Source organism: Enterobacter nematophilus (assembly GCF_026344075.1).
Lineage (GTDB): Bacteria > Pseudomonadota > Gammaproteobacteria > Enterobacterales > Enterobacteriaceae > Enterobacter > Enterobacter nematophilus.
The window spans coordinates 479736-492648 of sequence record NZ_JAPKNE010000003.1 but is presented as its reverse complement, the minus strand read 5'-3'; the positions used below and the strand labels follow the sequence as shown (position 1 = coordinate 492648).

The 12913-nt window shown below is 57.5% G+C and carries 6 protein-coding genes and 3 tRNA genes; 4 read left to right on the top strand and 5 right to left on the bottom strand.

All coding sequences use genetic code 11. The features are described from left to right. Positions 1-43: 43 nt before the first annotated feature. Complete coding sequence (mltA, locus tag OSH03_RS12035) at positions 44-1141, bottom strand: murein transglycosylase A (RefSeq protein ID WP_061097213.1); 1098 nt, start codon at positions 1139-1141, stop codon at positions 44-46. A 209-nt stretch (positions 1142-1350) separates the two neighbouring features. On the opposite strand from mltA, the gene OSH03_RS12030 reads away from it, so the two are divergent. The 3 genes from OSH03_RS12030 to OSH03_RS12020 all read left to right on the top strand — a co-directional run bounded on the left by OSH03_RS12030 (position 1351) and on the right by OSH03_RS12020 (position 1669). Next, positions 1351-1427, top strand: a tRNA-Met gene (locus tag OSH03_RS12030). Positions 1428-1471: 44 nt separating this feature from the next. Further along, a tRNA-Met gene (locus OSH03_RS12025) sits at positions 1472-1548 on the top strand. Between the two features lie 44 nt (positions 1549-1592). Beyond that, a tRNA-Met gene (locus OSH03_RS12020) sits at positions 1593-1669 on the top strand. Positions 1670-1756: 87 nt separating this feature from the next. Here OSH03_RS12020 and amiC read toward each other — a convergent pair. After that, positions 1757-3010 (bottom strand): N-acetylmuramoyl-L-alanine amidase AmiC, encoded by a 1254-nt coding sequence (gene amiC, locus OSH03_RS12015; RefSeq protein ID WP_266179154.1) that lies wholly within the window; start codon positions 3008-3010, stop codon positions 1757-1759. 226 nt (positions 3011-3236) lie between these two features. On the opposite strand from amiC, the gene argA reads away from it, so the two are divergent. After that, a complete protein-coding gene (argA, locus tag OSH03_RS12010) occupies positions 3237-4568 on the top strand; it encodes an amino-acid N-acetyltransferase (protein WP_266179153.1) in 1332 nt (443 codons plus the stop codon). A 34-nt stretch (positions 4569-4602) separates the two neighbouring features. On the opposite strand, the gene recD is transcribed toward argA, so the two are convergent. From recD to ptrA, 3 genes are read right to left on the bottom strand one after another with little or no spacing between them, the layout of a single operon-like run. Next, positions 4603-6423, bottom strand: a complete 1821-nt coding sequence (gene recD / locus OSH03_RS12005) for an exodeoxyribonuclease V subunit alpha (RefSeq protein WP_266179152.1) — start codon at positions 6421-6423, stop codon at positions 4603-4605. Beyond that, positions 6420-9962 carry an exodeoxyribonuclease V subunit beta gene (gene recB, locus OSH03_RS12000; protein ID WP_266179151.1) on the bottom strand — a complete coding sequence of 1181 codons (3543 nt, stop codon included), beginning with the start codon at positions 9960-9962 and terminating at the stop codon, positions 6420-6422. The genes recD and recB overlap by 4 nt, the downstream gene beginning before the upstream one ends. Next, complete coding sequence (gene ptrA / locus OSH03_RS11995; protein WP_266179149.1) at positions 9959-12841, bottom strand: pitrilysin; 2883 nt, start codon at positions 12839-12841, stop codon at positions 9959-9961. Before ptrA ends, recB begins: the two co-directional genes overlap by 4 nt. Positions 12842-12913 lie beyond the last annotated feature (72 nt).

The window sequence follows — 12913 nt, the reverse complement described above, 5'->3', positions numbered from 1 at the left end:
CTCACCCTGAACAGTAATCCGTATTGCGCTCAGAATACCACAATCAGCCGCTGAATACGTTTCCGGTGCCCGGCGCCGCCTTCAGCACCCATACGCGTCCGTAGTGGTTATACCAGCCTGCACGATGGCCGGCATCCGGTCCAATGCCCTGATAGATATCAAAGTGCTGGCCCTTAATCGCTCCGCCCACATCCAGAGCTACCATCAGACGCAGCTCATACTTGCCGTTGAACTTGCCGTTGTTGTCGAGCAGAGGGACTTCCGCCAGCAGCGTGGTACCCGCAGGAATGATAGAACGATCCGATGCCACCGACGCGCGACCAATCAGCGGCACGGCGCTGGCGCCTTTAACCGGGGCAAAGTTTTGCGGCTTGAAGAAGACGAAAGACGGGTTCTGCTCCAGCAGCTCGCGCACCTCGGCTTCACTGTGCTTTTCGCCCCACTCGCGGATCGCCTGCATCGACATATCTTCTTTCTTCACTTCGCCGCGGTCGATCAGCACCTTACCGATGCTACGGTAGGCATGGCCGTTTTTCCCGGCATAGCTGAAGAAGTTGAGCGGCGAACCGTCGCCAAAGTCAATGTAGCCGCTGCCCTGCACGTCCATGATGAAGTTATCCATCAGGGAGTTGCTGTAGGCCAGGACGTAGTTTTCGCTCAGCGCACCGGCGTAGATTTCGGCGCGGGACGGCAGACGGCCGCGTTTTGGCGGCATACGGTAGATAGGATACTGGAACTCGCCCTGGCGCGTGTGTCGCGCCTGAACCACGGGCGTGTAATAGCCGGTGAACTGGACGTTGCCGTAATTATCAGCCCCTTCCATCTGCCAGGCATCAATACCAAACTGGCGCATGTTGCGCGTATCGCCGCCCGCCTTCAGCCAGTCCTGTACCGCGCTATAAACGTTGTTCTGTGAGCTATACAGACGCGGCGACGCGTTACGGATCTGGTAGACCTGCTCGGAGAAATCCCCGGCGTTGATCGGCGCGCCAACGGCGTCAGGCTGATTAACTAAAGAGAAAGGCTGGGATAACTTCCCGTCTTTATACTGCTGACCGCGATCGGTCGGTTTGGAAGAACAGGCCGCAAGAATCGCTACCATTGCGCCCGTCATCAGATACTTCGCCCAACGTCCTTTCATTATATCTCGTCTTTAAGTTGCCCATTTCCGCATGATGAAGATAACAAACCGACAAAGCGAATGAAATGCGATCGCATGCCCTTTGGCAAATTCTGAGCAAAAAATAGTCCAAATGCCGCAATGCCGTTCAATTTACATACAAAGTTAATGATTTATGTGAAAAAGGGGTTGCATCACAAACCTATCCGAGTATAGTGCGCATCCACGGACGCGGGGTGGAGCAGCCTGGTAGCTCGTCGGGCTCATAACCCGAAGGTCGTCGGTTCAAATCCGGCCCCCGCAACCAATTAAAATTTGATGAAGTATCTTCTACGACTGTAGAAAGACGGACGCGGGGTGGAGCAGCCTGGTAGCTCGTCGGGCTCATAACCCGAAGGTCGTCGGTTCAAATCCGGCCCCCGCAACCAATCAAATTTAAAGAAGTAAGCTTCTACAAGAGTAGAAAGACGGACGCGGGGTGGAGCAGCCTGGTAGCTCGTCGGGCTCATAACCCGAAGGTCGTCGGTTCAAATCCGGCCCCCGCAACCAACACTTCTAAAACAATAAACACCCTTAAGGGTGTTTTTTTGTATCTGCCGTTTGTGAATTTGCCGGGCATTTCACCCGGCTAAAAACCTACCCGCGTCGCGCCAGCGTCGCTCCGTCTGAGAAATACGCCCGTATCCCCGCCAGAATCGACTCCGCCACCTCCTGCTGGAACTTTGCCGTCTTGAGCTTACGCTCTTCTTCCACGTTACTGATAAACGCGGTTTCGACCAGGATTGACGGGATATCCGGTGCCTTCAGCACCGCAAACCCGGCCTGCTCGACGCTGTTTTTGTGCAGCTTATTGATGTTCCCCAGCTTGCCCAGCACCGCTTTACCAAACTTAAGGCTGTCGTTAATGGTCAGGGACTGCACCATGTCGAACATGGTGTGGTCGACGTAGCGGTCGCCGCTTTTGCTCACGCCACCGATCAGGTCCGAGGCGTTCTGGGTGTCCGCAAGGTATCGCGCCGCGGTACTGGTCGCGCCTTTGGTTGAGAGCGCAAACACCGACGAGCCGCTCGGCTGGCGGCTGGTAAAGGCATCCGCATGGATCGAGACGAACAGATCGGCACGCTGCTTCTGCGCTTTCGCCACCCTCACCTTAAGCGGGATAAAGACATCCTCATTGCGCGTCATGTAGGCGCGCATATTGCCCTCTTTATCAATTAACGCCTTCAGACGACGGGCAATTTGCAGCACCACGTCTTTTTCACGCGTATGGTATTTCCCCACCGCTCCGGAGTCTTCGCCGCCGTGGCCGGGATCGAGCATGATCACAATCGGACGATCGCGCCCTGCTTTCCCCGGCTGCGGGCCGCTTTGCGCAGGCGGCACCTGACGCTGAAGATCGCCTTTGTTGTAATCCTCCAGCAGGGCGAGAAGCGGATCCTGAATATCCGTCGCATTCGCCGGGTAGAGATCCATCACCAGACGCTCATTAAACGTCGCGACGGGCGCCAGGGCGAACAGCTGCGGCTTAACGTTCTGCTTAAGCTCAAACACCATGCGCACGGTTTGCGGATCAAACTGCCCGACGCGCGCCGATTTAATAAACGGATCGTCACCGCGGATCTGCGCCGCCATACCTTTCAGCACGGAGTTGAGGTTCACCCCTTCGAGATCCACCACCACGCGTTCAGGGTTGCTGAGGGCAAATTGCTTATATTTCAGCACGCGATTGGATTCAACCGTCACGCGCGTATAGGTCGACGACGGCCAGACGCGCACCGCCACCACCTGACTCGTGGCGGCAAGACCGACCTGGCTGACGCTAAGCAACCACATTGCCCCGGCCCCTTTTAACAAACGGCGGCGGCTTATTGCTGAATTGGATCCCGACATGCTTCTCCCGAGCAAGAAAACAAACTGATATACAAAAGTGCAGATTGACCGAAAACTTTAACGAATGACGCATAAACTGTCATCTATAAAAGGGTAAACAATCATACGTTAACGCACGGATTACTTATTATTTTCTGTGTGTCGCAGAAAATTTGCACTTGCACACGCGCCCACAATCGAATAAAAATACAGAAATTACGAATAAACATTCATTAAGGGTTGTGTCATGGTGAAGGAACGTAGAACCGAACTGGTCCAGGGATTCCGCCATTCTGTTCCCTATATCAACGCCCACCGGGGAAAAACGTTTGTCATCATGCTGGGCGGCGAAGCCATCGAGCATGAAAATTTTTCCAGCATCGTCAATGACATTGGCCTGCTGCACAGCCTCGGGATCCGCCTTGTGGTGGTCTATGGCGCGCGTCCGCAGATTGACGCCAACCTGGCCGCCCACCACCACGAGCCGATTTACCACAAACACACCCGCGTTACGGATGCCAAAACCCTTGAGCTGGTGAAACAGGCGGCGGGGCTGCTGCAGCTGGATATTACCGCTCGCCTGTCGATGAGCCTGAACAACACGCCGCTACAGGGCGCGCATATCAACGTCGTCAGCGGCAACTTTATCATTGCCCAGCCGCTCGGGGTGGACGATGGCGTGGATTACTGCCACAGCGGCCGCATTCGTCGTATTGATGAAGAGGCCATTCACCGTCAGCTGGAGAGCGGCGCCATTGTGCTGATGGGACCGGTGGCGGTTTCCGTAACCGGCGAAAGCTTTAACCTGACGTCTGAAGAGATTGCCACCCAGCTGGCGATCAAGCTGAAGGCGGAAAAAATGATTGGGTTTTGCTCCTCCCAGGGCGTCGTAAACGATGAAGGGGTGATTGTGCCGGAACTCTTTCCGAATGAAGCCCAGGCCCGCGTTGAAGCGCTGGAAGCCGAAGGGGATTACCACTCCGGCACCGTCCGCTTCCTTCGCGGTGCCGTGAAGGCCTGCCGCAGCGGCGTGCGCCGTAGCCACCTGATCAGCTATCAGGAAGATGGAGCCCTGCTGCAGGAGCTGTTCTCCCGCGACGGTATTGGCACCCAGATTGTGATGGAGAGTGCGGAGCAGATTCGCCGCGCGACCATCAACGATATCGGCGGTATTCTGGAGCTGATCCGCCCACTGGAACAGCAGGGTATTTTGGTTCGTCGCTCCCGCGAGCAGCTGGAGATGGAGATCGACAAATTCACCATTATCCAGCGCGATAATCTGACCATTGCCTGCGCCGCGCTCTACCCGTTCCCGGAAGAGAAGATCGGAGAAATGGCCTGCGTGGCGGTGCATCCGGACTACCGCAGCTCTTCACGCGGCGAAATGCTGCTTGAGCGCGTGGCGGCACAGGCGCGTCAGATGGGGCTGAGCAAGCTGTTCGTCCTGACGACGCGCAGCATTCACTGGTTCCAGGAGCGCGGGTTCACGCCGGTGGATATTGATTCTCTGCCGGAAACGAAAAAAGAGATGTACAACTATCAGCGCCGTTCAAAAGTGCTGATGGCTGACCTGGGATGATACGACGCCCTCACCGTCCGGCGAGGGCTTTCGTTCAGAGGGACTCAAATATCGCGCTCAGCCCGCTTCTGCGTTCCGTGCGGGTGGCAATCGCCTGCACCAGCACCCGCTCATCGGTATAGAGCGACAGACGCTGACGCGCGCGCGTAATGGCGGTATAGATCAGCTCGCGGGTAACGACGGGGGAAAGCTGTGTGGGCAGGATCAGCGCCGCATGGTTAAACTCAGAGCCCTGGGATTTATGCACGGTCATCGCCCAGGCGGTTTCATGCTCGGGCAAACGGCTGGGCTGGAAAGACTTCACGCTCCCGTCCGGCATCTGGAACCAGACGCGGAGCCCCTGTCCGCGATCGAGCGCAATCCCAATATCCCCGTTAAACAACCCCAGCGCGCTGTCGTTGCGGGAGATCATCACCGGCCGGCCTTCATACCAGCGCGAGTGCGGAGTACGGTTGATTTTACGCTTTTGCGCCAGCAGCTGTTCCAGCCTGTCGTTCAGGCCGCTGACGCCAAAGGGTCCTTCCCTCAGCGCGCAGAGCAGCTGGTATTCGCCAAACGCGGCAATAACCTGCTCCGGCGTGCTTTGCTGCTGTACGCACGTCAGAAAATGTTGATACCCCAGCAGGGCGTCATCGAGCATCGCCTGATACTCTTCCCCGGTTTGCAGCGATTTTTTCTCAATATCGGTGAAGGTACCGTCAAATACCGCACAGGTGGTGTGGCGGTCGCCCCGGTTCACCGCCGCCGCAAGCTGGCCAATGCCGGAGTCGCTGCCAAAACGGTAGCTTTTTTGCAGCAAACACAGGCTGTCGCGCAGCGCCCCCGCAAGTAAATGATTTTCAGCCGCGAGCGAACATCCGGTCAGGCGCGCCAGCTCCTCGGCGCGTTCAGCGGTATACCCCAGGCTGGCATAGGTGCAGATATCGCCCAGCACGGCCCCGACCTCCACGGAGGCTAGCTGATCGCGGTCGCCGAGGAAAATGACGCGCGCGTGCGGCGGTAACGCATCAATCAACCGCGACATCATCGTCAGGTCAATCATCGACGCTTCATCCACTACCAGCACGTCCAGATGCAGCGGGTTACCGGCATGGTAGCGCAGACGCTGGCTACCCGGCTGTGCGCCAAGCAAGCGGTGCAGCGTACTGGCCTCGTTAGGGAAAAGCGCAAGCTGATCCCCGCTAAGCGGCAGTTTTTGCAGCGCCCCGCCTAACGACTCCGTCAGACGTGCAGCCGCTTTACCGGTGGGTGCCGCCAGGCGAATACGACACTTTTGTTCACCCGATAACTGAATCAGCGCGGCAAGCAGCTTTGCCACGGTGGTCGTTTTACCGGTACCCGGACCGCCCGAAATCACCGATATCCGCCGCGTTAACGCCACCGCTGCCGCCACTTTCTGCCAGTCTGTCGCGTCGTCAGAGGTAAACAGCGTATCCAGCGTTTGCCGGATCAGTGCTTCATCGCACGGGAGCGGAGCATTAGTCTCGCTGAAAAAGCGCGCCACCGTCAGTTCGTTACGCCACAGCCGGTTCAGATACAAACGCTCGCCCGTCAAAACCATTGGCGTCCCGGTATCGGCGCCGCTAACGGCAGGCGAGCGAAGTAATATGTCCTGCCAGTCCACTGCATCACCCAACAGCGCGAAACACGCCTGTAAAGCCGGAGGCATTTTCTCATCCACCACCAGACGTGAAAGCGGCAAACAGACATGCCCCTCCCCCGCATCTTTACTCAGGATCGCGGCGGCAAGCATGACGGCAGGCTCTTCGCCCGCCACCATCATGGCAAACTGCACGTCCAGGTGGCGCAGTACTCGTTGTTCAACCGCGTCCAGCAGTAGCGCCTGCATCGTCATGCCACCTCCTCCGTGCTTGCAGCAAACAGGTTATCCATTTTTTCAATCAACTCCGCAGCCGGACGGGTACTGAAGATACCCGAACGCGGGTCGTTAGCATCCACGCCGCGCAGGAACAGGTAAATGACGCCGCCAAAATGGTCTTCATAGCGATAATCGGCCATGCGATGGCGCAGGTAACGGTGCAGCGCCAGGGTGTAGAGCTGATACTGCAGATCGTAGCGATGCATTTGCATCGCTGAGGCCATCGCCTGCCGGGTATAGGCTTCGCTGTTTGCCCCAAGCCAGTTCGATTTGTAATCCAGCAGGTAGTAGCGCCCTTCGTGGCGGAAAACCAGGTCGATAAAGCCTTTCAGCATCCCCTGCACCTGGCGGAAATTCAGCGGCGGGCACCCGGCGGATAACGGATCGTACTCGCGGATCAGCGCATCAAGCGCCTCGGCCCTGAGCGGGCTGGCGATGGGGAGATAAAACTCCATCTCCACCTGCTTATCTTTGGCGGTCAACTGGCTCAGCGAGATCCCCTGCGCCGTGAGCGGCGCGTGCAGAATAGCGCCGATCCATTCAGTGAGAACCGGCTGCCACTGTGCGTCGTAGCCGCCGCTCTGTAACATCTTCAGCACCCACTCTTCTGAGACCGGCTGGGTAAAATCCAGCTCTTCAAAGAGGCTGTGCAAAAATGTGCCCGGTGAGGCGCCGCGCGGGAACTGATGCGGCGTGAGCACCGGCTCGACGGGCACGCTCCCGGCCCCTGCGGCATCCACGTCCAGTTTTGGCATCAGATCCTGCGCAATACTCTGTCCGTGCTGCTGTAAACCGGAGTAACTGGTGACGCGCCAGTCGTCAGCGATTGTGCGAGCCACCTCGCGGGCATGCAGGGCTGACTCTCCCTGCTCCGGCGTCTGCCAGCGGCTGCTGTCGGGCTGGGAGGGAATATACAGGGCAACCTGCTCTGAGCAAAGTGATTCGATGCACTGGCGCAGCCCTGCGGCATCTTTAGGTTCGCCGCGCTGAATAAGCCGCCCCAGCGCGCTCAGATGAAAATCACTCTCTCCGCTCTTTTCGCCACGGCGACGGAACAGCGGCGCGACGCCGAGGGAACAGTGCCAGACCGAACGGGTCAGCGCCACATAAAGCAGGCGCAGGTCTTCCGCGAGACGCTCGGCTTCGGCCAGCTCGACGCTGGACTCCGCGTTGCTGAGATCGAGTACCGCTTCGAACGACTCGCGATCGTGGTAAAAAGCCTGGTCCTGCACGCGATAATTGGCGATAAACGGCAGCCAGACCAGCGGATACTCCAGGCCTTTCGACTTGTGAATGGTGACGATCTGAACCAGATGTTTATCGCTCTCGAGGCGCATCTGCTGGCTTGAGGAATTGCTGTTCGGGTCGGCAATCTGCTGGGCCAGCCAGCGCACCAGAGCATGCTCGCTTTCCAGCTGCGTACCCGCCTCCTGGAGCAGCTCGCTGATGTGCAAAATATCGGTCAGACGACGTTCGCCGCCCGCTGTCGCCAGCATGTTCTCCGCAATGTGACGCTGTGCCATGAGCTCGCGCACCATCGCCATCACGCCGCGCTTCTGCCATTTTTCACGGTAGCGAACAAACTCTTCTACCACGGCATCCCACGCGGCTTCGTCATTGTTGAGCGCATCAATGTCACGCGCGTTCAGTCCGAGCATCGCGCTCGCTAAGGCGCTGCGCAGCGTGCTTTCGCGCTCCGGGGCCAGCACGGCCTGAAGCAGCCATAGCATCTCAAGGGCTTCCAGCGTTTCAAAAACGCTGTCGCGGTTGGAGAGGTAAACGGACGGTATATTCAGTAGCGTCAGGGAATCGCGGATAAGCGCGGCCTCCTGACGGCTGCGCACCAGCACAGTGATATCGGATGCCTTTACCGGGGCTGGTTTATCCTCCTTCCACAGCAGCGCATCACCGCGCGCGCCTGCGCTGAGCCAGTCCCGAATTTGCGCCGCACAGTGCTGGGCCATCGCATTTTGATAGTCCGCGACGCCCCAGCCTTCCCCGTCCAGCAGCCAGAAGTTCATGGCTGGCTGAGTTTCGCCATTAAACTCGAAGCGCAGCGCGGTATTTTTCGGGGCGAACCTGACCGGCTGGAAAGGGATCTCCCGGAACATAAACGCCGTATCCATGCGGCTGAAGAGCGCATTAACGCTTTCCACCATGCCGGGAGACGAGCGCCAGTTGGTGTCGAGCGTGTAGTGCGCGTCGACCTCGCTGCGGGCTTTCATGTAGGTAAAAATATCCGCACCGCGGAAGGCGTAAATGGCCTGCTTAGGATCGCCGATTAACAACAGCGCGGTGCCGGGCTGCTGGCGCCAGATACGGCGGAAAATGCGGTACTGCTGAGGGTCGGTATCCTGAAATTCGTCAATCATCGCAACCGGAAAGCGGGTGCGAATCGCGGCGGCAAGCGCTTCGCCATTTTCACTGCACAGCGCCGCATCAAGGCGGCTCAGCATATCGTCGAACCCCAGCTCGCCCCGGCGGCGCTTTTCGCGCGCGACAGCGTCGCGAATCTCCGTCATGGCGCGAGTGATCATCAGATCGTTGAGCGTCAGGGGCTCCGCCAGCAGGGCTTCAATCGCCACAAACAGGGGATGTTCAGGCACGATGCCGTCGGCTTTGGTCCGCTCAACCAGGAAACGCCGGGAGAATTTCTCCAGCGCGTCCGGGAGCTGGTAACCGCGCGTCTCTTCCTGCGCCCACGCGCTGATCTTCTCGATCCATTTGCCCTGGTTGCCGCGATTGAACTTACGTCGGTCGATCCCGGAATTCTCGATGATCGCGTCAATCTCACCGACAGACTCAATCCATTTTTGCTTGATGTCGGCAATTTTCGCGATGATTTTTTCATGGCGTGAGGCCAGGGTTTCATCCGCTGGCGGTGGAGATTTGATGACCGGCGCTTCCCCCTGAAGATAACGATCGATAGCGCGCAGCAGCGCTTCGGGCCCCTTCCACAATGCGTGTACCGCTTCGGCAATATCTCGCTGTAACGGATAGCAGTGGCGACGCCAGAAATCCGCGCAGGCCTGATAGCGAAGCACGGATTCATCTTCAATGAGCTGTTGTTCAAACAGCATGCCGGATTCAAACGCGTTCAGGCTCAGCATGCGCTGGCAAAAACCGTGAATGGTGAAGACGGACGCTTCGTCCATCTGCCTTTCCGCGAGGAGCAGCCACTGGGCTGCCTGTTGCTTATCGGCAATCTCTTCCAGAAGGCTCGCGTAGAGAGGATTATCCGTGCTCTGGCGCAGACAGGCGATGCGCAGTTCGTGGATATTGGTCCGAATACGGCCGCGCAGCTCAGCGGTGGCAGCCTCGGTAAAGGTGACCACCAGCAGCTCTTCCACGCTCAAAGGACGTGGAAAAGCGGCGTTGCCGCCAAGCCCTAACAGCAGACGCAGATAGAGCGCGGCGATGGTGAAGGTTTTTCCGGTTCCCGCTGAGGCTTCAATCAATCGTTCACCCTGCAGAGGTAAACGTAAGGGATCAAGGGACTCAGCGGTATCGGTCATTCTTTCTTACTCCAGGGCATAGATTGCTGCAGCGCGCTGACGCTCTTCCAGACTTTCCAGCCTTTCGGGTTAACGTAGTCCGTTTTCCCGTTCTGGCTACCGGAAACCTGAGACAGGATAGTGATGCCCTGCGGCTTAATCACGGCCTGATGGAAGAAATCGGCAGCCTTCTGCGGCGTCAGCTGTTTTATCTCGGCCACTACTTTATCACGCGAATCAAATTTCAGATTACCGCGATCGAAATCTTTGCTCAGCTGCGACGCCTCTTCGCCCAGCGTCTGCGGCGGCTGCATCACCTGCGCGATGACGGCCTGCTGGATCTGAGCAAACTCTTCCGGCTTCATGGCCCGCAGTTTTGCTTCCACCTGGGGGAAGAACGCCTGATAGCGCTGCCAGAGATAGGCCGGCTGTTTGTCGCTGCTTTGCAGCAGGAAGCCCAGCCCCCACTGACGGCCTACGTTCATCGAGAAGGCAAACACCGCGTAGCCAAGCTGCTCTTCTGTGCGGAGTTGGTTATAGAACCACGGCTGAATAATCTGTCCCAGAACGGCGCTCTGCGCAGAGCTGGCGAATTCATCATAGCCCGTTGGCACAAACACCGCGGCCAGCGCGGAATCGGTGCTGCTTCCCGCCTTTTCAAAAATCACATTCTGTTTTTTCTCAACCAGCACGTCCTGGTTGCGGCACCACTCGTCGCCTTTCGAACCAAGCTGCGTGCGGACATTTTCTGCCAGCGTTTTGGCCTGTTCTTCGCTCATGTTGCCGACGATAAGAAACTCCGGGCGCGTGTTGGTTTTCAGCGCGTCACGGTAAGCCAGCACCTCTTTTAATGAGATTGATGGCAGCAAGGCACGGCGTTCTTCACGCTGGAAATAAGGTATTTGCGACAGCATTTGCGCCGGCATAAGCGCCTGATCGTAAGCTTTGCCCTTCTCCGCGGAATCCATCATCTGCGCATACCAGGATTTAGCCTGCTCAAGCTGCTCTTCCGTTGGCGTGTAGCTAAAGTAGCCCTCCAGCAGCGCCTTGAAAAGCTGAGGCAAACGCTGGGTATAGCCATTTGCATTAAGCATCAAACCGTTGTTGGCGTTGGTGGAGAAGCTGATGCCACCCACGGCCGCCTGGTTGCTGAGCTGATCGAGCGCGATACCGGCCAGATAGTCATTGAGCGCGAACATTACCTGATTTTTGGCGCTGTTCATCGCTTTAGGGTTACGCAGGACCACGCTGACATCGGCCTTTGGCTCGCTCGCGAAATAACGGCTTGGGGTATACACCACGCGCAGCGTCGGCTCATCAATAATGAGCTCCGGATGTGGGTAATCTTTAGTCGTTTTGATCAGCGAGAAATCATCCGGAATATAGGGGTTCAGTTCCGGCAGCTTCAACGCAATCTCACCGGCCTTCTTCTGCCAGTCGGCGAAGGTCTGGTCGCTGATTTTGTCTACCTGATAAGGGGCATCAACAAAGTACGCCGTCTTGTTATGCGGTTCGTTCGGGCTGATGTACCAGATGCGGGCATTCTGCGGAGTCATCATCGCCAGACGCGCTTTTACCGCCTCGGCATCATAACGATCGGCAATATTGACCGCGTCAAGCGTGTGCGCCACCGGCACGCGGATCATGGTATCCGCCAGCCACTCGACGTAATCCATATCGCGGGTAATGGACGGGTAACGGAAATCGAGATCCAGCACGTGCGCCAGTTCATCAAAATAGCGCTTATCGACGCCTTTCTCGCGCAGTAAAGAGAGGTAGCTAAAGATAGCCGCCACCACTTCATCACGGTTGGCTTGACCTTTGTCGGTCAGGGTGGCGGAGATCGCCAGCACGCCGCTATTGCCGTTCACAACCGGATCGGAATCGGCGCGGATCCCTTCCACCAGCCCCTGTTTTTGCAGCCAGTCAGATAAGGTTCCCGGGCTGCGGTTACCAATCAGGTAGGTCACCAGCTCGTCGGTTTTACTGCGAAACTGGGCGGTGTTGTTATCAATGCGGAACTCAACGCGCAGCACTTTGCGGGGCATGGCAGGGACGTAGTGGATGACGATCCCTTTTTGCGCGTCCGTGACAACCGGTACGTCTATCTTCGGCAGGTCGATATTTTTATTCGGCACCCGGCCAAACGTTTGTGCCGCCAGACCGGCAAGCTCCGGCAACGGTTTGTTGCTGTAGATAACCGCCTTCATCAGGTTGGCGGAGTAGTATTTGTCGCGAAACGCATGCAGGGCGTCAATGACCGGGCTTCCCGGTTTATCGCTCAGCGTCTCCAGGTTACCGCCCGAGAAACGTGACCCCGGATGCGCCGGGTTGATGGTCTCGGCGCTGACCTGCGCCATGCGCATACCGTCCCGGGTACGGGCCATGGTCAGCTCCGCATTGACGGCATTGCGCTCGCGGTCAGCGTACTGTTTATCCAGCAGCGGCGCGGCGATAGCATCGGCAAGACGATCAACCGCCCCTGCCAGCGCGTCATTTTCGACTTCGAGATAAAAGGCCGTGCGGTACGGTGCCGTGCTGGCGTTGTGGCTGCCGCCGTGCATTTTCAGGAATTCAGAAAGGCTATCCGGCTGCGGATATTTTTTAGAGCCCATCAGCGTCATGTGTTCGAGGTAATGCGCCAGCCCCGGATGCGCCTCAGGATCTTCCAGCGATCCAACCGGCACTACTAACGCCGAGAGGGATTTCACCGCCTGCGGATCGGAAACCAGCAGCACGGTCATCCCGTTATCGAGGCGGATAGCCTGATACTGGCGGGTATCTTTTTCGCTCTTACGGATAGTTTCCTGAACGGGTTGCCAACCGGAGTCTGCCTGAGTGACGGGAGCCCAAAGGGCGACAAACAAAACAAACGCTTTGAACAAGGTGCTGCCTGGCATTACGACCTCTTTATCACGGCTTCATCATTAACAAACTGCGTGCTGGACACGCCAACATCTCTTTATTTAGGT

Excerpts from the sequence above, each read along its gene's own strand:
- ptrA (WP_266179149.1), bottom strand. The coding sequence starts at position 12,841 with ATGCCAGGCAGCACCTTGTTCAAAGCGTTTGTTTTGTTTGTCGCCCTT.
- amiC (WP_266179154.1), bottom strand. The coding sequence starts at position 3,010 with ATGTCGGGATCCAATTCAGCAATAAGCCGCCGCCGTTTGTTAAAAGGG.
- mltA (WP_061097213.1), bottom strand. The coding sequence starts at position 1,141 with ATGAAAGGACGTTGGGCGAAGTATCTGATGACGGGCGCAATGGTAGCG.
- recD (WP_266179152.1), bottom strand. The coding sequence starts at position 6,423 with ATGACGATGCAGGCGCTACTGCTGGACGCGGTTGAACAACGAGTACTG.
- argA (WP_266179153.1), top strand. The coding sequence starts at position 3,237 with ATGGTGAAGGAACGTAGAACCGAACTGGTCCAGGGATTCCGCCATTCT.
- recB (WP_266179151.1), bottom strand. The coding sequence starts at position 9,962 with ATGACCGATACCGCTGAGTCCCTTGATCCCTTACGTTTACCTCTGCAG.